This window comes from Pantoea sp. GCM10028869 (assembly GCF_042666835.1).
In the GTDB taxonomy this organism is placed as follows: domain Bacteria; phylum Pseudomonadota; class Gammaproteobacteria; order Enterobacterales; family Enterobacteriaceae; genus Pantoea; species Pantoea leporis.
In genome coordinates, this window is sequence record NZ_JBHTGO010000003.1 from 318374 (window position 1) to 345182 (window position 26809).

At 56.1% G+C, this 26809-nt stretch carries 23 protein-coding genes; 12 read left to right on the plus strand and 11 right to left on the minus strand.

What is annotated here, in order from left to right:
- The 5 genes from sapD to pspF form a co-directional block, all read right to left on the minus strand.
- Complete coding sequence (sapD, locus tag ACFQW4_RS09370) at window positions 1-996, minus strand: putrescine export ABC transporter ATP-binding protein SapD (RefSeq protein WP_222233372.1); 996 nt, start codon at window positions 994-996, stop codon at window positions 1-3.
- Window positions 996-1886 (minus strand): putrescine export ABC transporter permease SapC, encoded by an 891-nt coding sequence (gene sapC, locus ACFQW4_RS09375; RefSeq protein WP_101764289.1) that lies wholly within the window; start codon window positions 1884-1886, stop codon window positions 996-998. The genes sapD and sapC overlap by 1 nt, the downstream gene beginning before the upstream one ends.
- On the minus strand, window positions 1873-2838 hold the full coding sequence (gene sapB, locus ACFQW4_RS09380; RefSeq protein WP_101764290.1) for a putrescine export ABC transporter permease SapB: 966 nt from the start codon (window positions 2836-2838) through the stop codon (window positions 1873-1875). The genes sapC and sapB overlap by 14 nt, the downstream gene beginning before the upstream one ends.
- A gap of 2 nt (window positions 2839-2840) precedes the next feature.
- A complete protein-coding gene (sapA, locus tag ACFQW4_RS09385) occupies window positions 2841-4463 on the minus strand; it encodes an ABC transporter substrate-binding protein SapA (protein WP_110866234.1) in 1623 nt (540 codons plus the stop codon).
- 470 nt (window positions 4464-4933) lie between these two features.
- Complete coding sequence (gene pspF / locus ACFQW4_RS09390) at window positions 4934-5932, minus strand: phage shock protein operon transcriptional activator (RefSeq protein ID WP_137385865.1); 999 nt, start codon at window positions 5930-5932, stop codon at window positions 4934-4936.
- A gap of 164 nt (window positions 5933-6096) precedes the next feature.
- Here pspF and pspA point away from each other — a divergent pair, with 164 nt between their 5' ends.
- The 7 genes from pspA (at window position 6097) to tyrR (ending at window position 11917) form a co-directional block, all read left to right on the plus strand.
- On the plus strand, window positions 6097-6762 hold the full coding sequence (pspA, locus tag ACFQW4_RS09395) for a phage shock protein PspA (RefSeq protein ID WP_008106471.1): 666 nt from the start codon (window positions 6097-6099) through the stop codon (window positions 6760-6762).
- Between the two features lie 60 nt (window positions 6763-6822).
- Window positions 6823-7050: an envelope stress response membrane protein PspB gene (pspB, locus tag ACFQW4_RS09400; RefSeq protein ID WP_007888081.1), complete on the plus strand. Its 228-nt coding sequence runs from the start codon at window positions 6823-6825 to the stop codon at window positions 7048-7050.
- Window positions 7047-7394, plus strand: a complete 348-nt coding sequence (pspC, locus tag ACFQW4_RS09405; RefSeq protein WP_101764292.1) for an envelope stress response membrane protein PspC — start codon at window positions 7047-7049, stop codon at window positions 7392-7394. The genes pspB and pspC overlap by 4 nt, the downstream gene beginning before the upstream one ends.
- Before the next feature lie 47 nt (window positions 7395-7441).
- Window positions 7442-7690, plus strand: coding sequence for a phage shock protein PspD (gene pspD, locus ACFQW4_RS09410; protein ID WP_007888070.1), 249 nt, complete (start codon window positions 7442-7444; stop codon window positions 7688-7690).
- Entirely contained in the window at window positions 7671-9068 is a 1398-nt protein-coding gene (locus tag ACFQW4_RS09415; RefSeq protein ID WP_222182220.1) for a YcjX family protein, read from the plus strand. Before pspD ends, ACFQW4_RS09415 begins: the two co-directional genes overlap by 20 nt.
- Window positions 9065-10138, plus strand: a complete 1074-nt coding sequence (locus ACFQW4_RS09420; RefSeq protein WP_377724978.1) for a YcjF family protein — start codon at window positions 9065-9067, stop codon at window positions 10136-10138. Before ACFQW4_RS09415 ends, ACFQW4_RS09420 begins: the two co-directional genes overlap by 4 nt.
- Before the next feature lie 213 nt (window positions 10139-10351).
- The gene (tyrR, locus tag ACFQW4_RS09425) at window positions 10352-11917 is read left to right on the plus strand and encodes a transcriptional regulator TyrR (RefSeq protein ID WP_101764295.1); all 1566 of its coding nucleotides are present in this window, start codon (window positions 10352-10354) and stop codon (window positions 11915-11917) included.
- A gap of 422 nt (window positions 11918-12339) precedes the next feature.
- Here tyrR and ACFQW4_RS09430 read toward each other — a convergent pair whose 3' ends face one another.
- The 3 genes from ACFQW4_RS09430 to tpx form a co-directional block, all read right to left on the minus strand.
- Complete coding sequence (locus ACFQW4_RS09430) at window positions 12340-14376, minus strand: TIM-barrel domain-containing protein (RefSeq protein ID WP_377724981.1); 2037 nt, start codon at window positions 14374-14376, stop codon at window positions 12340-12342.
- Window positions 14373-15752, minus strand: coding sequence for a glycoside-pentoside-hexuronide (GPH):cation symporter (locus ACFQW4_RS09435; RefSeq protein WP_271459721.1), 1380 nt, complete (start codon window positions 15750-15752; stop codon window positions 14373-14375). The genes ACFQW4_RS09430 and ACFQW4_RS09435 overlap by 4 nt, the downstream gene beginning before the upstream one ends.
- A gap of 285 nt (window positions 15753-16037) precedes the next feature.
- Window positions 16038-16541 (minus strand): thiol peroxidase, encoded by a 504-nt coding sequence (tpx, locus tag ACFQW4_RS09440; protein ID WP_101764298.1) that lies wholly within the window; start codon window positions 16539-16541, stop codon window positions 16038-16040.
- Window positions 16542-16695: 154 nt separating this feature from the next.
- On the opposite strand from tpx, the gene ycjG reads away from it, so the two are divergent.
- Window positions 16696-17682: an L-Ala-D/L-Glu epimerase gene (ycjG, locus tag ACFQW4_RS09445; RefSeq protein ID WP_377724986.1), complete on the plus strand. Its 987-nt coding sequence runs from the start codon at window positions 16696-16698 to the stop codon at window positions 17680-17682.
- Here ycjG and mpaA read toward each other — a convergent pair.
- Window positions 17651-18364, minus strand: a complete 714-nt coding sequence (gene mpaA / locus ACFQW4_RS09450) for a murein tripeptide amidase MpaA (protein WP_217546524.1) — start codon at window positions 18362-18364, stop codon at window positions 17651-17653. The two genes, ycjG and mpaA, sit on opposite strands and share 32 nt — an antisense overlap.
- A gap of 209 nt (window positions 18365-18573) precedes the next feature.
- On the opposite strand from mpaA, the gene ACFQW4_RS09455 reads away from it, so the two are divergent.
- The 3 genes from ACFQW4_RS09455 (at window position 18574) to ACFQW4_RS09465 (ending at window position 21700) form a co-directional block, all read left to right on the plus strand.
- Entirely contained in the window at window positions 18574-20193 is a 1620-nt protein-coding gene (locus ACFQW4_RS09455; protein ID WP_377724988.1) for an ABC transporter substrate-binding protein, read from the plus strand.
- A 121-nt stretch (window positions 20194-20314) separates the two neighbouring features.
- Window positions 20315-21298: a zinc transporter ZntB gene (zntB, locus tag ACFQW4_RS09460; protein WP_210080723.1), complete on the plus strand. Its 984-nt coding sequence runs from the start codon at window positions 20315-20317 to the stop codon at window positions 21296-21298.
- A gap of 255 nt (window positions 21299-21553) precedes the next feature.
- A complete protein-coding gene (locus ACFQW4_RS09465; RefSeq protein WP_167391210.1) occupies window positions 21554-21700 on the plus strand; it encodes a hypothetical protein in 147 nt (48 codons plus the stop codon).
- Between the two features lie 50 nt (window positions 21701-21750).
- On the opposite strand, the gene ttcA is transcribed toward ACFQW4_RS09465, so the two are convergent.
- A complete protein-coding gene (ttcA, locus tag ACFQW4_RS09470; protein ID WP_101764303.1) occupies window positions 21751-22686 on the minus strand; it encodes a tRNA 2-thiocytidine(32) synthetase TtcA in 936 nt (311 codons plus the stop codon).
- Between the two features lie 282 nt (window positions 22687-22968).
- On the opposite strand from ttcA, the gene ACFQW4_RS09475 reads away from it, so the two are divergent.
- Entirely contained in the window at window positions 22969-23169 is a 201-nt protein-coding gene (locus ACFQW4_RS09475) for a DUF2767 family protein (protein WP_008106442.1), read from the plus strand.
- Between the two features lie 56 nt (window positions 23170-23225).
- On the opposite strand, the gene nifJ is transcribed toward ACFQW4_RS09475, so the two are convergent.
- Window positions 23226-26753, minus strand: a complete 3528-nt coding sequence (gene nifJ, locus ACFQW4_RS09480; protein ID WP_377724991.1) for a pyruvate:ferredoxin (flavodoxin) oxidoreductase — start codon at window positions 26751-26753, stop codon at window positions 23226-23228.
- Window positions 26754-26809: the final 56 nt, after the last annotated feature.

A 26809-nucleotide genomic window follows, 5' to 3' on the forward strand; every position in this document is an offset into this window, starting at 1 on the left:
TTACTGGCTCTCCATATTCAGCGGGAAGTGACAAGCAAACAGATGCGCTTTATTGCCGGTCAGGCGCGGTGTTTCGATGCACTTACGCTGCGCATACGGGCAGCGCGGCCCCAGACGACAGCCAATTGGCAGATGTTCCAGTGAAGGAATCGCGCCAGAAAGCGTGTTGAGGCGGCTTTTGTGCGGCAGCGCGCTACCGAAATCGGGCATCGCCCGGATCAGCGCCTGCGTGTAAGGATGATGCGGTGACTCCATTAACTCTTCGCTTTGCGCGATCTCCACCGTCTGGCCGCAATACATCACATTAATGCGGTCGGCCCAGTGGCTCATGGTGCGCAGATCGTGGCTGATCAGCAAAATAGTGGTGTTATTATTCTGATTGAGGCGGCTCAGCAGGCGGAAAATTTGCGCCTGCGTGGTCGGCTCCATCGCATTGGTTGGTTCATCGGCGATCAGCAAACGCGGCTGATTGGCCAGCGCGATGGCGATCATTACCTTTTGGCATTCGCCGTCGGTGAGTTCATACGGGAAACTGCGCATGATGTCTTTATGATCTTTGATGCCGACGCGATGCAGCAGCTCAATGGCGCGCACTTTGCGCCAGAACCACAGACGTTTAAACCAACGGCCCTTATGTGTCCAACGCGGAATCGCCTGCATCAGCTGGCGACCAATACTTTCTGACGGATCAAGACAGGATTGCGGCTCCTGAAAAATCATCGACACATTATGGCCGACAATCCGACGGCGTTCGCGCGGTGACAGGCGCAGCAGATCAATATCATCAAATACCATGCGATCGGCGGTGACGCGCCAGTTATCTTTAGTGACGCCGCAAATGGCTTTGGCGATCAGGCTTTTACCTGAACCCGATTCACCCACCAAACCGCGGATTTCGCCTTCGCTTAGCGTCAGGTTGATGCGATCAACCGCTTTGACCGGACCGTCAGCGGTCATAAATTCGATGGTCAGGTTACGGATATCCAGTAGCGGCATTATTCAACTCCCGCTTCTACAGCGCGACGAATGCCGTCGCCCAGCAGGTTAACGATCAACACGCTGACCATCAGCGCCACGCCCGGCAGCATGACCGTCCACGGCGCAACGTAGATCAGCTCCAGCGCGTCACCCAGCATCGCACCCCATTCGGGTGAGGGCAGCTGCGCGCCAAGATCGAGGAAACCGAGTGCGGCGATGTCCAGAATCGCCATCGACAGCGAGCGGGTAAATTCGCTCACCAGCAGCGGCAGCACGTTAGGCAGCACCGCATTCCACAAGATATTCAGGTTGCGCGCGCCATCGAGACGCAGCGCCACCACATACTCTTTTTCCATCTCATCATGCACAGCAGTATAGATCTCGCGCACCAGACGTGGGATCAGCGCGAGAAACACCGCCAGCATTGCGTGTTCCAGGCGCGGGCCGAGAAACGCCACCACGATAATCGCCAGCAGCAGCGAGGGAATCGACAGTAAGGTATCCAGCACGTGATTCATCACCGCCGAGCGCATGCCGTGCGTGATACCGGCAAACACGCCAAGCACCAGCGCACAAATTGCCGCCAGCACCGTCACCAAAATCGCCGATCCCACGGTCGGCGCTACGCCGCTCAGCAGGCGGCTCAGCACATCACGGCCTAAATCGTCGGTGCCGAGGAAAAAGGAGACATCGCCGTAGCGCGACCACGATGGCGGCAGCAGCTGATAACCCAGGAATTGCTGATCGATGCCATACGGCGCCAGCAGGCCGCCAAACAGGCACAGGAACAGCAGCAGGCCAAAGCCGTATAAGCCGACCATGCCGCTGGTATCGCGATACAAGCGCTGCCAGCTGCGACGCAGCGTGCTGGGCAGCCGCTTCTCGTCGTAGACATTATCTAAGGGCATACCATTCCTTATGTTTCAGCGGGTTAAGCGCCGCACCCAGAATATCGGATAACACGCTGACCAGAATCACCAGACCGCCCACCACCATCACGCCAGCGGAAATCGCCGCGTAATCCTGCTGGCGAATGGCGTTAATCAGCCAGCGGCCGAGGCCCGGCCAGTTGAACACCACCTCGGTGATCATCGCCAACGTCAGCATGGTGGAAAATTGCAGCCCAAGGCGCGGAATCACCGGCGGCAGCGCATTGTGCAGCACGTGGCGGCGGATCACCGTGAAGCGCGACAGGCCGCGCGTGGCGGCGGCTTTGACGTAGTTTTTGTCCATCACATCGCTGGTGCTGCTGCGCAGTAAGCGGATCATCTCGGTAGCAGGCGCAACGGCGAGAACGACCACCGGCAGAATCATGTGCGTTAAGGCGCTGACCAGCATTTCATGACGCCATGGCGACGGGCTTAGCCAGGCATCAATCAGCGCAAAGCCGGTAACGTTTTGCACCGGATAGAGCAGGTCGAAACGTCCGGACACCGGCAACCAGCCGAGCGTTAACGAGAAGAACAGCGTAAACAGCAGCGCCAGCCAGAATACCGGCATCGAGAAGCCAAGCAGCGCCAGCGCGCTAATGGCTTTATCCTGCCATTTTTTGCGCATCACGCCGGCGCAAATTCCCAGCGGAATCCCCACCAGTAGCGCCAGAATAAATGCCATTACGCACAGCTCCAGCGTGGCGGGAAACACTTCGCGCAGCTGAAGATCAATCGGCTGGCCGTTGGTGCTGGAGACGCCAAAATCGAACTGCAGCAAGCCCTTGAACCAGAACCACCACGCATCAAACAGCGATGCGCCTTCGAGCGGGGCGTTTGGTGTGAAGTAGCTCAGACTGAAGCTCACCAGCGACAGCAAAAACAGGGTGATGAGCAGCAGCACCACGCGACGCAGAATATAGATAATCATGCTTACTCCTCGCTGCTCTCATCGCGGTAAACGCCGGCGAACGAAGCGTTACCAAACGGGCTCAACACCAGGCCTTTGATGTCATGCCGATAGGCTTGCAAACGCAGCGACGACGCCAGCGGCAACACCGGCAACTCCTGCGCCAAAATCTGCTGCGCCTTGTCGTAACTATCAATGCGCGCCGACAGCTGCTGGGACAGCAGCGCGTGCTGCAACGCCTCATCAAAGGCGGGCGAGCACCAGTGTGCGTAGTTGGTTTGCGAACGGATCGCCGCGCAGCTTAACAGCGGACGGAAGAAACTGTCGGGATCGTTACTGTCGGTTGCCCAGCCGGTGAGCGTGAGGTCATGGTTCATCTCCATCAACTGCGCTTCCTGGAAGCGGCCTTCCACCGGCGCGATAGTGACGCGCACGCCAACCTGAGCCAAATCCGCTTGCAACAATTCAGCGGTTTTTAGCGGGCTGGGATTCCACGACTGCGAGGAAGAGGGCACCACTAAACGTAAATGCAAATCTTCCAGCCCCAGCGCTTTCAACTCTTCACGCGCTTTAGCCGGATTGTATTCGGTGACGCGCGCATCGTTGTCATACGCCCAGGACGCACGCGGCAAAATGGAGGCGGCAGTTTCGGCGGTGCCGTAATAGATCGACTCCATCAGGCGTTCGTTATTGATCGCCAGCGCCAGCGCGTGACGCACTTCCGGGCGATCCAGTGGCGGTTTGCGCGTGTTGAACGCCAGATAGGCGATGTTCATGCCAGGACGCAGCGTCATGCGCAGGCGCGGATCGTCACGCAAAATGCTCAGCTGGCTGGCGGCGGGATAGGCCAGCACATCGCATTCGCCGGTCAGCAGTTTGGATAACCTTCCGGTGCCGCCGACGCCCAAATCAATCACCACCTGCTGCAGACGCGGCACGCCCTTCCAGTACTGCGGATTACGCGCCAGGCGGAGATATTGCCCGGTACGATATTCGCTCAGCTGGAACGGGCCGGTGCCGACCGGTTCGCGGTCCAGCTGTTCCTGCTGGCCTTTAGCGCTGAGTTTATTGGCGTACTCCTGCGACAAAATCGGCGCGTAATGCGTCGCGATATGCCACAAGAATGAGGCGTCCGGGCTGTTCAGGCGGATTTCAACCGTATCGCTATCCAGCTTTTTCACACTCTGCACTGAATCGGCAAACTGCAGGCTATCAAAATAGGGATAGCTGCCGCCGTTGACGTTGTGCCACGGATGCTTGCGATCAAACATGCGTGCAAAGCTGAACACCACATCATCGGCGTTCATTTTCCGCGTCGGTTTAAACCAGTTAGTGTGCTGGAAGGCGACATCTTTACGCAGGTGAAAACGGTAGGTTGCGCCGTTATCACGCACTTCCCAGCTCTGGGCGAGGTCGGGAATCAGTCGATAAGTATAAGGATCCACGTCCAGCAGCCGGTCATACAGCTGCGCCGCCAGCGTATCAACGACTAAGCCGCTGCTAACCATTTGTGGATTGAAGGTATTAACCGTGCCGTTAACGCAATAGACAAAACCGCTGTTGCGGATGTTGTCCGTTGGCGCGGCCCACGCTGACGCGCTCATCATGCTGAGACCCAGCAGCAGAGAGGGGAATAATTTTGGCATAGAACTCAACGATTCTGAGGCAATAGCGTGAGTGTATCTTAAACGCCACGTACTCCCCAAATTCGCGACGCTTCTGCTGTGTTTTTCGCCAAACTGGCGATGGGGTAATCACAATCTCTGTGTGGAGATGAGAAAAATTCTCAATTAGGGGTTTACAGATGATAATAAGAATGATTATTATTCTTCTGCGCTTCGACGGTGGCTCTACCGAAGAAGAGCACGACATTGCTCACATTGCTTCCAGTATTAGTTGCCCGCGTTAACCCGCGGGCCTTTTTTCGTCCTGTTTCGAGCGGCTGCCGCGTTGGCTGCGCTCGTCCACCCTGGTCACATACTTATGTATGCTCCCAGGGATGTCCTCGCTTGCCGCCTTGCATCCACTCGAAACAGTTAGAAAAAAACACCGTGCGATTTGCTTTAAAAAAGAAAAATCAAATGAATACGTATAGGCGACGTTTATGGCGATTTGGCTAATCCTCGTCGCGTGCCTGAATACCGTGCTTTTTCATCATGGCGCGCAACTGATGGTACGTCACACGCAATAACTCGGCGGCGCGGCGCTGGTTGTATTTGGCTTGTTGCAAACTCGCTTCAACCAACTCGCGTTCCTGTTGATTTTGCCACTGACGCAAATCCAGCGGCAGGGAAGGCAAGGCAGATACGTCCGCCTGGGCAATGACGTCGGCGGGCGGCGTGCGGGGGGCGAACGGGTTAATGATAATGTTATCCAGCTCATCGTCGGCGCTGTGATGGCGATAAACCGAACGCTCGACCACGTTCTTCAGTTCACGCACGTTGCCGGGCCAGCTGTGATTGAGCAACGTCAGCTGAGCGCGATCGCTGAAGCCGGGGAACAGCGGCAAGCCCAGTTCGCGGCACATCTGAATGGCGAAATGGTTAGCCATCACCAGTATGTCGCTGCGGCGTTCACGCAGCGGCGGCAGCTGCACCACATCAAAGGCGAGGCGATCGAGCAGGTCGGCGCGGAATTTACCGGCGGCGGCAAGCGCCGGTAGATCTTCATTGGTGGCGCACACCAAACGCACGTTCACCTGCAAAGATTGATTACCGCCAACGCGTTCCAGCTGTCCGTATTCAATCACGCGCAGCAATTTCTCCTGCACCAGCATCGGCGCGGTGGCGAGTTCATCAAGAAACAGCGTGCCGCCATCAGCGCGTTCGAAGCGTCCCAGATGGCGTTTTTGCGCCCCGGTAAACGCGCCCGCTTCATGACCGAAGAGTTCGGAATCGAGCAGGTTTTCATTTAGCGCGGCGCAGTTCAGTGAAACAAACGGACCTTCCCAGCGGTTTGACAGATAATGCAGGCGGCTGGCAATCAGCTCTTTGCCGGTGCCGCGCTCGCCAATCACCAGCACTGGTTTTTCCAGCGGCGCTAAGCGCGAAACCTGTTCCAGTACTTCCAGAAAGTTATTCGATTCGCCTAACAGGTTGTCTGAACTGTTCGCCATGATGAAATTCGCCACTGATTAATCAATTTCACTACCTTAAGCGATGTTCTGGCGGATGTAAAATAAACAAATTGCGTAAAATCAATTAATTAAAAGTTGGCACACGAATTGTATTAGTGAAGAGCGCCTCGCGCACCTACATACAAAATTTGAGGAACATCATTATGGGTATTTTTTCTCGTTTCGCCGACATCGTGAACGCTAACATCAACTCTCTGCTGGAGCGCGCCGAAGATCCGCAGAAACTGGTACGCCTGATGATTCAGGAAATGGAAGATACGCTGGTAGAAGTCCGTTCAACCTCAGCCCGTGCGCTGGCCGAAAAGAAACAGCTGCTGCGCCGTAGCGAGCAGGCTGAAATTCAGCAGGCCGAATGGCAGGAAAAAGCGGAGCTGGCAATCAACAAAGGTAAAGAAGATCTGGCGCGTGCTGCTTTAATTGAGAAGCAGAAGCTGACCGATTTGATTGCTGCGCTGCAGCAGGAATCGACCCAGGTTGAAGAGACGCTGGACCGCATGAAAGGCGAGATTGGTGAGCTGGAGAAAAAACTCACTGAAACCCGTGCGCGTCAGCAGGCGTTAACGCTGCGTCATCAGGCAGCATCGTCATCACGTGATGTGCGTCGTCAACTCGACAGCGGCAAAATTGATGATGCGATGGCACGTTTCGAATCCTTTGAACGTCGCATCGATCACATGGAAGCAGAAGCAGAAAGCCAGCGTTTTGGTAAACCAAAAGGTCTGGATCAGGAGTTCGCCGAGCTGAAAGCCGATGATGAAATCAGCCAGCAGCTGGCCGCGCTGAAAGCCAAAATGAACCGCCCTGAGTGATCGCCACGGGCCTGATTGCGGGCCCGAGTTAAAAATGGTGTTAGTGATTAAGGAGAGTCAATGAGCGCACTTTTTTTAGCCATACCTTTAACGATTTTCGTGCTGTTTGTCGCACCAATTTGGTTATGGCTGCATTACAGCAACAAACGCAACGGCGGCGCCGATCTATCGTCGAGTGACCTGCAGCGTTTGCAACAAATTACCCAGGATGCGCGCCGCATGCGTGAGCGTGTTGAAGCACTGGAAGCCATTTTGGATGCCGAACATCCAAACTGGAGGCAACCATGATGAATGGCCGTAAACTGTGGCGCATTCCGCAGCAGGGCAAAGTACGCGGCGTCTGCGCGGGTATCGCCGAGTACCTCGACATTCCGGTGCGCTTGCTGCGTGTGATTGTGGTGCTGTCGCTGTTCCTTGGGCTGTTTATGTTCACCATCGTCGCCTATTTTATTCTGGGCTTTGTGCTGGACGAGAAACCCGTTGATGCGACATCTGAACGGGCACCCAGCGCACGTGAACTGCTCGACGAGCTGGAAACAACGCTGCAAAGCGATGAGCGAAAGGTGCGTGAAGTTGAACGCTACGTCACTTCAGAGACGTTTAGCGTGCGCAGCCGCTTCCGCCAGATTTAAATTCCCGGGCTTTCGGGCCCACTTCTTCTATTGTGATAAGAGGCTCTATGCAAACTCAACGTTTTACTGCTCTGCGCCGTCGCGCGACACCTGCGTTGATGTCGGCGGGGAAATTTATCATCATTAGTGCAGTAACTTACGGGCCCGGCGGTATCGCTGGCTGGGCGGTGAAATCGGTGGCGCGCCGTCCGCTGCGCCTGTTGCTGGCGGCCGCCCTGGAACCGTTGCTGAGCAAAGCGTTTAAACGCTTATCGGCACGATTCATCAGGGAGAACGATGAAAAGACTGCAAAATGAATTTGTGGCGTTGATGAACCGCGGTGTTGACCGCCATCTGCGCCTGGCTGTAACCGGTTTAAGCCGTAGCGGCAAAACCGCGTTTATCACTTCGCTGGTTAACCAGCTTCTCAATGTTCACAGCGGCGCACGTTTGCCGCTGTTTTCCGTGGTGCGCGAAGATCGCCTGCTGGGCGTCAAGCGCGTGCCGCAGCGTGAACTCGGCACGCCGCGTTTCACCTACGACGAAGGTCTGGCGCAGCTGTACGGCACGCCGCCGATGTGGCCGACGCCGACGCGTGGTGTGAGCGAAATGCGTCTGGCGCTGCGCTATCGTCCGGATGAATCGCTGCTGCGCCATTTCAAAGATACCGCCACGCTCTACCTTGAAATTGTCGATTACCCCGGCGAATGGCTGCTGGATCTGCCGATGCTGGCGCAGGATTATCTCAGCTGGTCACGCCAGATGGTGGGCTTGCTGCAGGGCGATCGCGCGGGCTGGTCAGCACAATGGCGCAGCTTGTGCGCCGATCTCGATCCTTTTGCGCCCGCCGATGAAAATCGTCTGGCAGCGATTGCCGCTGCCTGGACCGACTATCTGCACCAATGCAAAAGCGAAGGTTTGCACTTTATCCAGCCGGGCCGCTTTGTATTGCCGGGCGATATGGCCGGCGCGCCCGCGCTGCAGTTCTTCCCGTGGCCGCAGGTCGACGAGATGCAGGTTAGCAAGCTGGCGCAAGCGCCAGCAGGCAGCAACTTCGCCATGCTGCAGCAGCGTTTCAACTATTACTGCCAGCACGTGGTGAAAGGATTCTATAAAAATCATTTCCTGCGCTTCGATCGCCAAATCGTGCTGGTCGATTGCCTGCAACCGCTTAACAGCGGGCCGCAAGCGTTCAACGATATGCGCCTCGCCTTGACGCAACTGATGCAAAGTTTCCACTACGGTCAGCGCACGCTGTTCCGCCGTCTGTTCTCTCCGGTGATCGATAAGCTGCTGTTTGCCGCCACCAAAGCCGATCATGTGACTTCGGATCAGCACGCCAATATGGTGTCCCTTTTGCAGCAGCTGGTGCAGGACGCGTGGCAGAACGCGGCGTTTGAAGGCATCAATATGGATTGCCTCGGTTTAGCCTCGGTGCAGGCCACAGAAAGTGGGCTGGTTGATCATCGTGGCGAGAAATTACCGGCGTTGCGCGGTCATCGTTTAGCCGATAATGAAGCGCTGACGTTTTATCCCGGCGAAGTGCCGCCACGCCTGCCTGGCCACAATTTCTGGCAGCAGCAGGGATTTCAGTTTGAACAGTTCCGGCCGCAGCAGCTGGATGTCGATCGCCCGCTGCCGCATATTCGCATGGATGCCGCGCTGGAATTTTTACTGGGAGATAAATTGCGATGAGCGACGAAACACCTTTGAAAGGACGCATTGATTTTGCCCGTCCGCTGACGGTGGAAGCGGAAAAACCGCTGCGCGCCGCACAAACCTTTAGCGCGGACAGCGAGAAAGCCTTTCTCGCCACGGCGGAAGCCGAGCCGTTGGAAGAGGGCGAAGGCGAAAAAGTGGTGGAAGCCGCGCTGCGGCCGAAGCGCAGCCTGTGGCGTAAAATGGTGGGCGTTGGCCTCGCTATTTTCGGCGTCAGCGTGGTGGCGCAGGGCGCGCAAACGCTGCACGATGCGTGGCTGCTGCGCGACTGGTTTACCCTCGGCACCGGCGTGGCAGGCACATTGATAGTTGCCGCCGGGGCGGGTGCGCTGATTGGCGAATGGCGGCGTTTATATCGTCTGCGTCAGCGGGCCGAAGAGCGCGATATTGGCCGCGAATTGCTGCACAGTCACGGCGTCGGAAAAGGTCGTGCGTTCTGTGAAAAGCTGGCGCAACAGGCGCAGCTTGATCAGGCGCATCCTGCACTGCAGCGCTGGCATGCGGCGCTGCATGAAACCCACAACGATCGTGAAATCGTCACCTTATATGCCCAACTGGTGCAGCCAGTGCTGGATCGTCAGGCGCGCCGGGAAATAAGCCGTCACGCCGCCGAATCGACGTTAATGATCGCCGTCAGCCCGCTGGCTTTGGTCGACATGGCGTTTATCGCCTGGCGCAATCTGCGGCTGGTCAATCGCATCGCGGCGATCTATGGCATTGAGCTGGGTTACTTTAGCCGCATCCGCCTGTTCCGCTTAGTGCTGCTCAATATGGCGTTTGCCGGGGCTTCCGAACTGGTGCGCGAAGTCGGGATGGATTGGATGTCACAGGATCTTGCCGCACGCCTGTCAACCCGCGCTGCGCAAGGGATTGGTGCCGGTTTGCTCACCGCACGTCTCGGCATTAAAGCCATGGAGCTGTGTCGCCCGTTACCGTGGCTGGAAGATGATAAGCCGCGTCTGGGCGATTTCCGTCGCGAGTTAATCGGTCAGTTGAAAGAATCCCTGGTAAAAAGTGGGGATAAAGTAGGGCAGGCTGCTAAATAATCAGCACTTGCGTACCTTTCACGCTGCAACTGGCGTGAAAGGTAAAATTATCTGTGTTACCACGCATATTCGGCGGGATTTTTGTTGGTCGCTCCGTTACACTTCCCTTTATCACCTGCCTCTGGCTGTCAACTTTTCCTGACAGGCCTCTTCTGAGGCGCTGCAAGTTAGCGTATTATCACTAAAATCAAAACCTGACTAAGGCTCATCGCAATGCGTTTGGAAGTTTTCTGCCAGGACCGAATCGGTCTGGCGCGCGAGTTGCTCGACCTGCTGGTTGCCCGCAATATCGACCTGCGCGGCATCGAAATTGCGCCACTCGGTCGCATTTATCTCAATTTTACCGCGCTGGAGTTTGAACCCTTCAGCAATCTGATGGCGGAAATCCGCCGTACACCTGGCGTGACAGATGTGCGTACCGTTTCGTTTATGCCCTCTGAACGCGAGCATCGCGCATTGAGCGCGCTGCTGGTGGCGATGCCAGAACCGGTGTTATCCATCGATCTGAAATGCAAAGTCGAGCTGGCCAATCCGGCAGCACAGAATCTGTTCACCCTTGATGAACAGAAGCTGCGCAATCAAAACGTTGGCACCCTAATCACCGGCTTCAATTTCCAGCGCTGGCTGGAGAATGATCGCGTTGACGCACAGGCGCAGCATGTGGTGATTCAGGGGCGCGATTTCCTGATGGAAGCGCGACCGATTTATCTGGCAGAAGAAGAGGGCCAGAGCGATCTGCCGGTCGGCGCGATGATCACCCTGAAATCGACGGCGCGTATGGGCCGACAGCTGCAAAATCTTACCGTTACCGATGAATCGGAGTTCGATCATATCGTGGCGGTTACGCCAAAAATGCGTCAGGTGATTGATCAGGCGCGCAAACTGGCGATGCACGATGCGCCGCTGTTGATCGTCGGTGATACCGGCACCGGCAAAGATATGCTGGCACGCGCCTGTCATTTGCGTAGCGCGCGTGGCAAAAAACCGTTCCTGGCGCTGAACTGCGCCTCATTGCCGGATGATGTGGCGGAGAGCGAGCTATTTGGTCACGCTGCCGGTGCATATCCCAATGCGCTGGAAGGCAAGAAAGGCTTCTTCGAGCAGGCTAACGGCGGCTCGGTATTGCTGGATGAGATTGGCGAAATGTCGCCACGCATGCAGACCAAACTATTGCGTTTCCTCAACGACGGCACGTTCCGCCGCGTGGGCGAAGAGCATGAAGTGCACGTTGATGTGCGCGTGATTTGCGCCACGCAGAAGAATTTGATTGAGCTGGTGCAGCGTGGTGAGTTCCGCGAAGATCTGTTTTATCGCTTGAATGTGCTGACGCTCAATCTGCCGCCGCTGCGCGAACGTCCACTGGATATTCTGCCGCTCACCGAAATGTTTGTCGCGCGTTTCGCCGATGAACAAGGCTTGCCGCGTCCGCGCCTCTCATCGCAGCTAACGCCATTCCTGACGCGTTATAACTGGCCCGGTAACGTACGCCAGTTAAAGAATGCGCTGTACCGCGCGCTGACGCAGCTGGAAGGTTACGAGCTGGGACCACAAGATATTGTGTTGCCAGAGCAGGCGCTGGATGTGTCATTGGGCGAAGAGGCGATGGAAGGTTCGCTGGACGATATCACCAGCCGTTTCGAACGTTCGGTGCTGACGCGTCTCTATCTCTCTTATCCCAGCACGCGCAAACTGGCGAAACGCCTCGGCGTGTCGCATACCGCAATTGCCAATAAGCTGCGTGAATATGGGTTAGGGCAGAAGCGCAACGAGAGCGAGTAATAGAGCGCGTGCATCTCGCAACGCTGTTCTACGTTTACGTTCACCATTCATGGCGTAATGCCTGTTAGTTAAGCCAACGACGAGTGCGCTGGCCGGAGCTTCCGTGCGTGTTGTTGAAAAGGGCACATTTGCCAGAGGCGCTGGCGCGTCTGCTGCGGCAAAAGGGCCATTCGCAGCGCTGAGGCTTTTACGTTGGGCCAGGAGCCTCACGCATGGATGCGTGAGGCAGTTCGGGGCCGGCCAGGACGGCCGATCCCCGAATGGTCCGTTGGCACAACGTGAAAGCCGAAGGTACCGCGCTAGCGGCGCGAGGACGGCCCATGACGCAGCAGATGTGTCAGTTCCCGCACTAGATTTAAAGCAACATGCTCTCTAACTGACAAGCATTACGCCATTCATGGCGACCTTTCGTAAATCTGCATCTACTCTGGCACGCGGATGTCTACCTGACTTCCTGCTCTCGTAAACACCGGAATTTCACTCAGTGGCGCGGCGACGCTGATGCGTTGGCCGCCTTGATAGCACTCACCATTGCGGGTAATCCATTGTTCACCAGCAGGTAACCACACTTCACGTTCACGCTGCCCGGCGTGCAGTACCGGCGCGATCAGGAGGTCGCGGCCCAGCAGATACTGATCTTCCACTTGCCAGCTCTCTGGCTGCTGCGGGTAGTGATAGAACAGCGGGCGCATCACCGGATCACCGAGCTCATGGGCTTCGCGCATCAGGCCATCAATATAGGGGCGAATCTGCTCACGTTGCAGCAGGCAGCTTTTCATCAGCGCGTAATTCTCCTCACCGTAACTCCATACCTCATTGGGTGAGCCGCTGTTACACTGCGCAATACCATCGCGCCAGGCTTCTTCAGGTGCAATTTGTGGCTCGCGGTAACCATGCAAACGCATCACCGGACAGAATACCGCCCATTGGAACCAACGGATCAACAGTTCATGAAACGCCGGATCATGAATATTCCCGCCCTGAAAACCGCCGATGTCGGTGGTCCACCATGGAATACCTGCCATCGCCATATTCAGCCCGGCAGTAAACTGATTACGTAAGGCATGGAACGAGGAGTGAACGTCGCCCGACCAGGCAAGCACGCCGTAACGCTGGCTGCCCGCCCAGGCGCAGCGCACCAGATTGACGACCTCGCTCTCGCCCTGTTGTTGCAGACCTTCATAAAATCCGCGGGCAAACAGCTGCGGATAGATATTGCCCACTTCCTGTACCGGGCCGAGATGATAGCGGTAATTATCAAAATCGTAGGCGCGGTATTCTGGCTCTGCTTCGTCGAGCCAAAAAGTGCGGATGCCGTGGTCATAATAGTTGCGCTTAACTTCCTGCCAGACGAACTCGCGAGCGGCGGGATGCGTGGCGTCAAAAAAGGTGGTGTTGCCCATAAAATCAAGGTTCACCGATACGCCGCGCTCGCTGTTAACCAGCAAGCCTTTGGATTTCATCAGACGATAGTTATCACTGCGGCTATCCACCGTGGGCCACACCGACACCATGGTTTCGATGCCCATCTCTTTCAGCTCCTGCACCATAGCACGCGGATCCGGCCAGTCGCGCGCATCGAAACACCAGGTTCCCTGATTTGGCCAGTGGAAAAAGTCGATGACGATCACCGAGAGCGGTAGCTGCAGGCGGCGATATTCGCGCGCGACCTCCAGCACTTCCTGCTGAGTGCGATAGCGCAGTTTGCATTGCCAGAAACCGGTCGCGAAGCTGGGCATCATCGGAGCTGTGCCGGTGGCGCGTCCATACTGACGCACGATCTCAGCGGGTGTGTCGCCTGCGGTGATCCAGTAATCCATCTGATCGGTTACTTCGGCTTGCCAGCGCGTGCCGTTTTTACCAAAGGTCACTTCGCCGATGGCCGGATTATGCCACAGCAAGCCGTAGCCGAGATTGGATACCATAAACGGCACGCTGGCCTGCGAGTTGCGCTGCGCCAGCTCAAGCGTGCAGCCTTTCAGATCGAGACAATCCTGCTGATACTGGCCCATGCCATAGATTTTCTCTTCGGCACGCGCTTCAAAGCGCACGCTCAGCTGATATTTCCCTCCCGGAATCGGTCGAAAGGCGCGCGCATCCAGCTTGAGGGCGCTGATGTATTTGTCCTGGCTCTTTTCGCTGGCACCGATGCCCACGGTGCTGCGCTGACGCCAGAACTCCTCGAGCAGCAATTCGCCGTGCTGATTATAGAAAGCCAGCTGGCCGCGAATATTCAGTGTGGCGGTGATATTGCCGTTACGCAGGCTGAGAGATTCATGCTCGCGCTGGATCTCCACCTCGCAAGCCGCAGGCGATAACAACGCCCAGTCATGGTCGATCAGTTCGGGCTGACAGGTGGCTCGTACTCGCAGGCTATGCGCGCCCCAGGGTTCGATAACCAGCGTCTGACGGTCAAATGTCCAGATAATACGCTGGGATTCGGCGCGTAATTCACTCATGACAACTCCTGTGGTTGTAAAAGGGGGGAAGCAGTGGCAGCCGGTTGGGCTGACACTTTGTGCTGATTGATGGTGCGCATGGTGGCATCGTTAAGTTTGTAGCCGCGCATCGCCAGCGCGCTTAACAGCGACAGCAGGCCGGGAACCACCGAAAACAGCGCCACGATGGCCATCATGGCGGCGGGTTGCTGATGCGGTGCCTGAGCGACGTAACCGCTCAGGCCAAGCGTCCAGCCGACAATCGCACCGCTGATGGCCATGCCCATTTTCAATACGGCGAGCAGAGTCGAGAAGACGGTGCCATCGAGGCGTTTTCCCTGACGATATTCACCGTAATCCACCACGTCGGCCATCATCACCCACATCAGCGTGGTGGTGACCTGATAGAAGCTGGAGACGATGAATGTCATGCCAACCAACAGCGCCAGCGAGCCGGGCAGGAACACGATGCTGATGCTTAGCACGCCAGCAGTAATGGCGCTGAGCGTAAAGGCGGTGATTTTGTTCAGGCGGCGCGTCAGCAGTTTCGCCAGCACGCTACCGACGCTTTTGCCGACAATATGCGCGGCCAGCAGCCACATGAAGAGGCTGGCATCACCCAGAAAATAGGTGACGTAGTACATCATCGCGCCGAGCCGCACCACGCCGAATGAGATATTGCAGAACACCAGCAACGCGACCACGCGCCACTGATCGTTACGCAGCAAATCGCGCAGATCGGCAAGAAAGTTGCCGTGGTTAGCGGGAGCATTGATGCGTTCGCGTGTATTGAGAAAACAGATAAAAAACAGCAGGGTTGCCAGCGTCGCCATTATCGACATTGCTGCGAAGTAACCGTCCAGTTTGTTACCGCCGCCCAGCCAGGTGGCGAGCGGGATCATCAGGAAAGTGGACATCGCGCCGCCCAGCGTGGCGAGGAAGAAGCGCCATGATTGCAGGGAGATGCGCTGATTATCATCGGCGGTGATAATCGCCCCCATCGAGCAGTAAGGAATATTGATGGCGGTGTACATCAGCATCATCAGGCTGTAGGTCACGGCGGCGTAAATCATCTTGCCAGTCAGCGACAGGCTTTCCGGCACCGCATAAATCAACATACAGCTGACGCCGAACGGTACCGCGAGCATCAATAGCCAGGGACGGAATTTGCCCCAGCGTGAACGGGTTCGGTCAGCCACCATCCCCATCGCCGGGTCGATCACCGCATCGGCGACGCGCGCCAGTAAAAACAGCGTGCCAACAAAGATTGCGGGCAAACCCACCACATCGGTGTAGTAAAAGGTGAGAAAAATAATGACGTTATCGATGGCGATATGGCTGGCCATATCACCGAGGCCGTAACTAAACTTTTCTTTAATGGATAAGCTTGCTTGCATAAAGATTCCCGCCTGTCTTTAAATCGCTTAAGTGCAATTGACGGTTAGTTATAGGTAGCGATGCTGATGGGAACAATTGCGGGATTTGTTACAGGTTTTATGTTTTTTAATTAATGTGATACGGGTAACAAGAATCACAGTAAAAATGCAACATGGCGGGAATAAGTGCTACGTATCGCGATAAATCAACAGGTTGAAAATTGAGCCATCCTGAAGGTGAGCATAAAAAAAGCACCGACGCGTTAATCATTCGGTGCTTTTTGTTTCGCCTGGCAGGCGAGAGATTTACTTCAGCGCAGCCAGCGCGGCATCGTAGTTTGGCTCTTCGGTGATTTCATTCACCAGCTCGCTGTAAATCACTTTATCGTTTTCATCCAGCACCACAACCGCACGTGCGGTCAGGCCTTTCAGCGGGCCATCAGCAATCGCCACGCCATAGTTTTCTTTGAACTCAGCGCCGCGCAGGGAAGAGAGCGTGATCACGTTGCTGACGTTCTCTGCGCCACAGAAGCGTGACTGGGCGAAAGGCAGGTCGGAGGAGATGCAGAGCACAACCGTGTTGTTCGCTTCACCTGAACGCTCGTTAAACTTACGCACCGATGCCGCACACACGCCAGTATCAATGCTTGGGAAAATGTTCAGAACTTTGCGTTTGCCTGCATAATTAGCCAGGGATACGTCAGTAAGATCTTTTGCGACCAGGTTGAAAGGTTTAGCTTGCTCGCCAACTTGTGGGAACTGGCCTGCAACCGGCACCGGATTGCCCTGAAAGTGAACAGTCTGAGACATGCGATTTCCTTTTTTAACGATGAAATATCTGACTTTTGGAACGTCAGAACAGGTATAGCGCTTGTTTATGACATAATTTTTAAGGGTTTACGAGCGCATTTCCTGCCGATAATCGAGCCGGCTCGCATTAAAGCGACGGATTTAAGGAGAAATAATGAGAACAGTGAAGAGTTATCCGGAAGCCTGGCCGTTACATTCGCCTTTTGTTATTTCGCGCGGCAGCCGCACCGAGGCGCATGTTGTGGTAGTGGAAATCGAGCAGGATGGCGTTAAAGGTGTTGGCGAAGCGACGCCTTACGCGCGCTACGGTGAAAGTGAGGAGTCGGTGCTCAAGCAGATCGCCTCGCAGCTAAGCGCGTTGCAAAGCGGCATGACGCGAGAAGCGCTGCAACAGGCGTTACCGGCGGGCGCGGCACGCAACGCGATTGACTGCGCAATGTGGGATCTGGCACGACAGCAGCAGGGCGAAAGTCTGGTGCAATTGTGCGCGGTGCAACTGGCTGACGAGATTGTCACCGCACATACCATCAGCATCGATACGCCAGATGCGATGGCCAGCAGCGCGCAGGCGCTGTGGCAACATGGCGCGCGTTTATTGAAGATTAAAATGGATGATCACCTGATCAGCGAACGTTTGGTGGCGATACGCAGCGCGGTACCTGACGCGACTTTGATTGTCGATGCCAACGAATCCTGGCATGCCGAAGGCCTGGCGGCACGCTGTCAGCTGCTGGCCGACCTCAATGTCGCGATGCTGGAACAGCCGCTACCGGCCGCAGAAGACAGCGCGCTGGGCAACTTTATCCATCCGCTGCCAATCTGCGCCGATGAAAGCTGCCATACGCGTGAAAGCCTGCCGCAGCTGAAAGGGCGCTATGAGATGGTGAATATCAAGCTGGATAAAACCGGCGGATTAACGGAAGCGCTGGCGCTGGCAGAGGCGGCGCAGCAGCAGGGATTCGCGATTATGCTCGGCTGCATGCTCTGCACGTCGCGGGCGATTCGTGCGGCATTACCGCTTACGGCGCGCGCGACCTTCGCGGATCTCGACGGTCCAACCTGGCTTGCGGCCGATGTTGAACCGTCGCTGCATTTTTCTCACGGCGTACTCAAGCCGCTGGCTGCCAGCGCAGCAGATTGATCATCGCTTCCAGATAGACTTCGGTGGCTTCGTCCACCGAAATCGGCGGCATCTCGGCGGTAATGCATAACAGGCCGAGGTCGTCGCACCAGCTGCCAAACGAACCCGGCGTAGCATAACCCACGCTGCTCACCACCGGCAGCGCGGTCTGCTGCGCCAGCCACTGCGCTAATTCGCTGTGGTGCGGATCATCAATACAGGCCAGCGGCTCATGCCACGAAACCACCCAACGCGGTTTGATCTGATGAATGAGCTGGCACAGCGCGCGGGTTTCTGGTTCGGAAGAGGGCGCTGATCCGGTTGAAAGCACCACATCACGCTCATCCGCTTCGCTGTTCCAGCGATACACCGTGTCGCCATGCTGCCAGTTAGCGGCGGGGAAGTTACGGTTGAGATCGACGCCATTGGCGTTGGCGCGCAGCCCCAACTGACAACCATCGGGATTGACCGCCAGAACAACGTGATGACGCCGCAGCCCGTCCGGCAAGGTGCGCATCGCGCCCGATAAGGTGGCAATCGCGGCATTCTCGTCGCCGTGCGTGCCAGCAATAATCAGCCCGCTTTCGGCATCGGCGGCGGGTGCCGGAAACCACAGCAGCGGTGCACCCAGCACCGATTGCCCGTATTGTTGCCAGACAGCGTCCAGCTTGCCGCGCAGCGGACGTGGATGGTATGACGACATGACGTTCCTCTATGAAATGCTTCCAACACCGCCAAAAGCCTTCTGGCGCTCAAGGTAAAAATGTGACCGGGAATCCAGCCTCAACATAACGGTAAATAGCCTGCGGGGAAATAGCTATATATCAATCAGCAATTTGCGATAAAGTGCCAAAAGTTGCTGGCGACACAATCTCTTCGCGGTCGCCATTTTTTTCGCGTAAAGGAGTGGTGATGAAACTAACGTTCAGCAAAACGCTGACTGCCTTAATTGTAGCCAGTGCAGCCTCACCCGCATTCGCCGCCAACGTGCCGCCGGGCGCACAGCTGGCCAGCACCCAGGAAATTGTTCGCCATATTAAAGATGAACCCGCTTCACTCGATCCGATGAAGGCGGTTGGTTTGCCAGAAATTCAGGTGATGCGCGATCTATTTGAAGGGCTGACCAATCAGGACGCCCACGGAAACATCGTGCCGGGCGTAGCGCTAAGCTGGAGCAGCAACGACAACAAAACCTGGATCTTCACCCTGCGGAAAGATGCGCGCTGGTCAAATGGTGAGCCGGTTACCGCGCAGGATTTTGTCTATAGCTGGCAACGTTTAGTTGAGCCGAAGAACAGTTCGCCGTTTGCCTGGTTCGCCGCCTTAAGCGGCATTGAAAACGCCGAAGCAATCACCAAAGGACAGATGAGCGCCGATAAGCTGGGCGTAACGGCAACCGATGCGACCCACCTTAAGGTGACATTGTCACGTCCTGTACCGTGGTTCCCGAGCATGGTCGCCAACGCCGCGATGTATCCGGTATCGAAGCAAGTGATTGAAAAAGAAGGCGATAGCTGGACATCACCGGGCAAGCTGGTGGGCAATGGCGCTTATCAGCTGCAGGATCGCGTGGTGAACGAAAAAATTGTATTGGTGCGCAACGCTAACTATTGGGATGACCAAAAATCGGTGCTGACGAAAGTCACGTTTATTCCGATTAATGAAGAATCCAGTGCTACCAAACGCTATCGTGCCAACGATATCGATATCACCGAATCCTTCCCGAAAAACATGTACGCGCTGCTGAAAAAAGAGTTGCCTGGTCAGGTGTATACGCCGGATCAGCTTGGCACCTATTACTACGCGTTCAATACCGAGAAAGGGCCAACCGCTGATGTACGCGTACGCAAGGCGCTGTCGTGGAGCATCGATCGTCGCATCATTGCGGAGAAAGTATTGGGCACCGGCGAAAAACCGGCCTGGCACTTCACGCCGGACGTTACCGCCGGTTTCACCCCGATGAAGAGCTATCTGCAGCAACATAGCCAGCAGGAGCTGAACGCGCAGGCCAAAGCATTGCTGACAGCGGCAGGTTATGGACCGGGCAAACCGCTGCATTTGACGCTGCTCTACAACACCTCGGAAAGCCATCAGAAAATTGCTATCGCGGTGGCGTCAATGTGGAAGAAGAATCTTGGCGTAAATGTCACCTTGCAAAATCAGGAGTGGAAAACCTATATCGACAGCCGTAACAGCGGCAATTTCGATGTGATCCGCGCTTCATGGATCGGCGATTATAATGAGCCTTCAACCTTCCTCAGTCTGCTGACCTCGACCCACACCGGCAATATCGCGCGCTTCCGCAGTGCCGATTACGATGCGGTGATCACCAAAGCCAGCACTGAAACCAGCGTGGCGGCGCGTAACACCGATTACAACAAAGCCGAGCAGATCATCGCCGATCAGGCACCAATCGCGCCGATCTACCAATACACTAACGGCCGCTTAATCAAGCCGTGGGTGAAAGGTTATCCGATCACCAATCCTGAAGACGTGGCGTACAGCCGCGAGCTGTGGATTGAGAAGCATTAATCCTGCACATCCGCAGGCGGTGATTGTCACCGCCTGTCATCTTTGCTCACAGCCTGATGATTGCAACTGGTCTGCGCCACGCTAGACTGTATCGTATTGATTTTGATAGTGAGGCGAGTTCGTGAACGTCATTGAAGGAAAAGCGTTACAAGTATCCGATGCCATTGTGTCCTGTCAGCTGGATGGCGCAGGCGGCATGATCCCCATCGAAGATAAAGACGTCATCAACTGCGAACGTCCCTGCTGGTTGCACCTCAATTACACCCAACGACAAAGTGCGGAATGGCTGCAAAACACGCCGCTGATCCCCGATTCGGTGCGTGATGCGCTGGCGGGCGACAGCATGCGGCCGCGCGTGGCGCGGCTCGGTGACGGCTTCATGATTGTGCTGCGCAGCGTGAACCATAACGCCGATTCACGTCCCGATCAGCTGGTGGCGATGCGCGTATTTATCAACGACAAGCTGATTGTCTCGACGCGCCGTCGCAAAGTGTACGCCATTGATGCCGTGCTGACCGATCTACAACAAGGTAACGGTCCTGTTGACGGCGGCAGCTGGCTGGTGGATGTGTGCGATGCGTTAACCGATCACGCCAGCGAATTTATCGAAGAGATGCACGATAAAATTATCGAGCTGGAAGATGCGCTGATGAATCAGGAAGTACCAGCGCGCGGCGATTTGGCGCTGCTGCGTAAGCAGCTGATTGTGATGCGTCGTTATATGGCACCGCAGCGCGATGTCTATGCGCGGCTGGCTATCGAGAAGATGGCGTGGATGAACGACGACGATCGTCGCCGTATGCAAGAAGTTGCCGATCGCTTAGGTCGCGGATTGGACGATCTCAATGCCGGCGTGGCGCGTACTTCGATTCTGGCGGATGAAGTGGCGTCAATACTTGCGGAATCGATGAATCGCCGCACTTATACCATGTCGTTGATGGCGATGATTTTTTTACCGGCCACGTTCCTTACCGGCTTATTCGGCGTCAACCTCGGCGGCATTCCGGGCGGCAATTGGGCGCTGGGCTTTACCGCTTTCTGCGTGCTGCTATTGGTGATGGTTGGCGGCGTGGCGATATGGCTGAAACGGCGGAAATGGTTGTAAGGCAGAAAAGCGGATTAAACCTGATCGATATCAATATCCCGCCAGCGCAATCGGGGCAAACTCTTTCCCGCAGGTGAATGCAACGTCAAGCGATGGGCGTTGCGCTCCATATTGTCTTACTTCCTTTTTTGAATTACTGCATAGCACATTTGATTCGTACGACGCCGGCTTATCCGCCGGCTTTTTTTTGCCCGCCTGGCTTGCTCGGCCAACCTTTCCTATGCTTAAAGAACATTCAGCGACAAGGAGAAGGGCATGCAAGAGATCATTGCCAGCGAACCGATTCCTACCGATCCACCACCGATTCCCGAACCGATTCCACAACCGCAGCCGATACCACCCGCACAGCCACCACACGATCCCGAATTCCCACCGATCCAGGATCCTCCGCCGCACCGTTAATAAAAAAGGCGCGTAGCCGAAGCGACGCGCCTTTTTCACAGCAAAACCGATTACTTAATTTCCAGCACATCAAGACGTACGCTGAGATTCGGCGCATCATCCTCTTCTGGCTGCCAGCCCGCGGGCTGCACCGGCAAGCTTTCGCGATCAAACGCCAAATCACCGCCATCCACCACGGCATCACCGTGTTTGATGCCTTTGAAATCGAACAAATTAATGTCGGCCATGTGTGATGGCACCACATTCTGCATCGCGGTAAACATGGTTTCGATACGGCCCGGATAACGTTTATCCCAGTCACGCAGCATGTCGGCAACCACCTGACGTTGCAGATTCGGCTGCGAACCGCATAGGTTGCACGGAATGATCGGGAACTGGCGCGCTTCCGCAAAACGAATGATGTCTTTCTCGCGGCAGTATGCCAGCGGACGAATCACGATATGTTTACCGTCATCGCTCATCAGTTTTGGTGGCATGCCTTTCATCTTGCCGCCGTAGAACATGTTGAGGAACATGGTCTGCAGAATATCGTCGCGATGATGACCTAAGGCGATTTTGCTACAACCCAACTCGGTGGCGGTGCGATACAGAATCCCCCGGCGCAAACGCGAACAGAGCGAGCAGGTAGTTTTGCCTTCAGGAATCTTATCTTTAACGATGGAATAAGTGTCTTCGTTAACGATGTGATACTCAACGCCCTGTTGTTCCAGATAGGCCGGCAAAATATGCTCCGGGAAACCGGGCTGTTTCTGGTCGAGATTCACCGCCACCAGCGAGAAGTTCACCGGCGCGCTCTGCTGCAAATTACGCAGGATCTCCAGCATGGTGTAGCTGTCTTTACCACCAGACAGACAAACCATGATGCGATCGCCTTCTTCAATCATGTTGAAGTCAGCAATGGCTTCGCCAACGTTGCGACGCAAACGCTTCTGCAGTTTGTTGAGGTTGTACTGCTCTTTTTTTGTTACTTCTTGATTTTCTGACATTATTTTCACGCTTGAGAGTGAAGGCGAGGGCCGTTAGCGGCTGAAGCAATCTTCAACGGCAATAAACCCTGTAAACATGACTGCGTATGGTACGGATTGCGGGCGCGAATGCTAGCCTGAAGTGATCTCTTTTCTGATGATAACTCATTGCGCTTGAGACAAAGGCGCACACTTTGTCAGAACAATCTGGCTATTTATTGATCTGGGCAAATATTTACCTCATCTGGGCCTGACAGGATGGCCGAAGTGCTTTTTTTACTTTCTTTAGGTGAGGAGCGGCAAATGCAAACGTACGATATGGTTTTTGAAGAGGCGTGTCGGCTGGTGGGGCAATGTTATCTGGAGCTGGCACAGCGAGGCGCAGCAACCGAGAAAGAGGTGCTAGCCAGCGAGTTGCGCAATCTACAGTTGCGCTATCGTGAACTCACCGGCTCACCGAATCGGGCGGTAGAGATGGCCATCGTTCAGCTCAAGCCGTGTTAATCCATCAACATTAACCCAGCAAAGAAACGCCCGGCCATCGCGCCGGGCTTTTTCATCTACTCGCTTTTCTCGGTTTTCCCGGCTAACTCGGCCAGCCGCTGATAACGCTGACTGGCGGCTACCGTTGCATCACGCCACAGCTGCGACGCTTCTTCTGGCCGCTGAGTTTGCAATTGGCGGAAACGCTGCTCGTTCATTAATGCTTGTTCGAGTTCCGAGGTCGGCGGACGCGAATCCAGCGCCAGCGCGGCTTTACCTTGCTCGGCGCGTCGAGGATCAAAACGATAAAGCGGCCAGAAACCGCTGGTGGTCAGCAGGCGCATCTGCTCGTGGCTATAAGCCAGATCGTAGCCATGCTCTTCACACGGGCTGTAAGCGATGATCAGCGAGGGTCCCGGCCAGGCTTCCGCTTCCTGAAACGCTTTCACGGTTTGATTGAGCTGCGCGCCCAGCGAAATCTGCGCCACATACACATGCCCGTACAGCAGCGTCGACATGCCGAGATCCTTGCGCGCCTTGCGTTTCCCCTGTTCGCCAAACTTGGTCACCGCGCCGAGCGGCGTCGCTTTTGATGCCTGGCCGCCCGTATTGGAGTAGCACTGCGTATCCAGCACCAGCACGTTAACGTTTTCGCTCAGGCTCATCACGTGATCGAGGCCGCCGTAGCCAATGTCATACGCCCAACCATCGCCACCGATCAGCCAGACCGATTTCGCCACCAGCGCATCCGCTGTGTCGTTTAGGGCTTTGGCTTCAGGCTGCGGTGAAGCCGCGAGCAGGGCGCGCAGCTGTATAATCTGCTCGCGTCGTTGGGAAATGGTGACGCTGTCACCTTTTAATGCGTCAACCAATGCCGCCGGTAGCTGCGCAGCGCATTGATCAAGTAGTCTGAGCGCGCGCTGTTTCTGCTGGTCGACGCTCAAGCGGAAGCCCAGACCAAATTCGGCATTATCTTCAAATAGCGAATTCGCCCACGCCGGACCGCGACCTTCAGCATTGGTGGTGTAAGGCGTGGAAGGCAGATTACCGCCATAAATGGAGGAGCAGCCGGTGGCATTGGCAATCAGCAAGCGATCGCCATACAGCTGCGTCAGTAGTTTGATATAGGGCGTTTCCCCGCAGCCCGAGCAGGCACCGGAATATTCAAACAGCGGCGTAATCAGCTGCGAGGTGCGAATATCAATACGTTCCAGCTGCTCGGCGGTGATCTCCGGCAGCGCAAGGAAGGCAGCGTAATTGACCTTTTCCGTCTCAACATGCTCCAGGCGTGATTTCATGTTGATGGCTTTGATTTCCGGATGCTGGCGATCGCTGGCCGGGCACACTTCCACACACAAATTGCAGCCGGTGCAATCTTCCGGCGCCACCTGCAGCACGTATTTCTGTCCGCGCATATCGCGCGATTTCACATCCAGAGAAGCGAGCGAAGATGGCGCATCGTCCAGCGCTGCAGGATCAACCACTTTGGCGCGAATCGCCGAGTGCGGGCAGGCGGCGACGCAATGGTTGCACTGCGTACAGAGATCGGGCTGCCAGATCGGCACGGCTTCGGCGATATTGCGCTTTTCCCATTGCGTGGTGCCAACTGGCCAGGTTCCATCAGGCGGCAGCGCCGAAACCGGCAGTTTATCGCCAAGGCCGGCAAGCATCGCTGCGGTGACGGTTTTGACGAAATCCGGCGCGCTATCGGCTACCACCGGCGGGCGATGCGGACTGCGAACGTCTACCGGTTGCAGCGGCACCCTCTGCAGCGCTTGTTGTGCCATCGCCAGCGCTTGCCAGTTGCGCTGCACCAGCTCTTTGCCTTTGCTGCTGTAGCTGCGCGCAATGGCGTTTTGCAGTTCGGTTAACGCGCTATCGCCCGGCAAAATCTGGGTCAGCTGGAAAAAGACCATCTGCATCACGGTGTTGATGCGTGCGCCCAGCTGGCATTCGCGCGCGATACGCGCAGCGTTGATCACATAAAATCGCGCCTGTTTATCGTTGAGCTGGCTCTGCACTTCCTGCGGCAGGTGCGGCCACACCTCCTCAGCGCTGTAGGGCGTATTGAGCAGAAAAATCCTACCCGGCTTAAGCTGATCGAGCATCGAATACTTATCGATAAACTGCAGCTGATGGCAGCCAATGAAGTCGGCTTGCTGAATCAAATAGGCGGATTGAATCGGATATTCACTGACGCGCAAATGGGAAACCGTCAGGCCGCCGGCTTTCTTCGAGTCGTAGACGAAATAGCCCTGCACCTGCCACGGCGTGGCGTTACCGATTATCTTCAGGTTGTTTTTACTGGCGCTAACGCTGCCGTCGCTGCCCAAACCATAAAACAGCGCTTCGAGCCGTGCGCGATTCGGCACGATATTGGCTTCCAGCGGCAGCGAAAGATGGGTGACGTCGTCGTAAATGCCGACGGTAAAACGCGCTGGCGGTGTTTCGCGCAGCAAGGCACGAAACACTGCCAGCACCGCATCGGGTGCGAACTCTTTCGACGACAAACCATAGCGACCGCCGATCACCTTCGGCAGCGACACACGCTCGCCACGGCTGTAAGCTTCAGCCAGCGCGGTCATCACATCCAGGAATAGCGGTTCGCCGAGCGCACCGGGCTCTTTGGTGCGATCGAGCACCGCAATCCGCTGGGCGGAAGCGGGGATCTTTTGCAGCAAGTGCACCCCCGAAAACGGACGATAGAGGCGCACTTTAACCAGCCCGACTTTCTCGCCGCGCTGCAGCATCTCATCAATCGCATCTTCAGCCGTGCCGCAGCCGGAGCCCATCATCACCATTACGCGCTCGGCCTGCGGATGGCCGTAAAACTCAAACGGCTGATAATGGCGGCCGGTATTTTCGCCAAACGCGGTCATTGCAGCCTCAACGTGCTGGGTGCAATCGTCATACCAGCGGTTGGTGGCTTCGCGTGACTGGAAATAGGTATCAGGATTGGCGGATGTGCCGCGAATCGTTGGACGATCCGGCGTCAATGCACGGGCGCGATGGGCGTTGATTGCCTCGGCGGGCATCAGCGCCTGCAAGGTTTCATCGCTGAGCGGCACGATCTTGTTGATCTCGTGCGAGGTGCGGAAGCCATCAAAGAAGTGGATGAAAGGGATGCGGCTATTCAGTGAGGCGATTTGTGCAATCAGGGCAAAATCCTGCGCTTCCTGCACGCTGGAGGCGCAGAGCTGCGCGCAGCCGGTTTGTCGTACTGCCATGACATCGGAGTGATCGCCAAATATCGACAGCGCGTGCGTCGCCACGGTCCGCGCCGCGACGTGCAGCACAAACGGCGTCAGCTGGCCCGCCAGTTTGTAGAGCGTCGGGATCATCAACAGCAATCCCTGCGACGAGGTGAAGGTTGTTGAGAGTGCACCGGTTTGCAGCGCGCCGTGCACCGTGGCAATCGCGCCGCCTTCAGATTGCATCTCGACCACGCGCGGCACATCGCCCCAGATATTACGGCGGCCTTCGCCGGACCAGCTATCCGCCAGCTCGGCCATGGTTGAGCTGGGCGTGATGGGATAAATGGCAATCACTTCGCTGGTGCGGAAGGCGACTGAAGCCACTGCACCGTTACCGTCGACGGTAATCATAAATCGTCCTTTGCTACGCTGAGAAACCCGCAAACTTTACGGGGGTTATCAGTTCA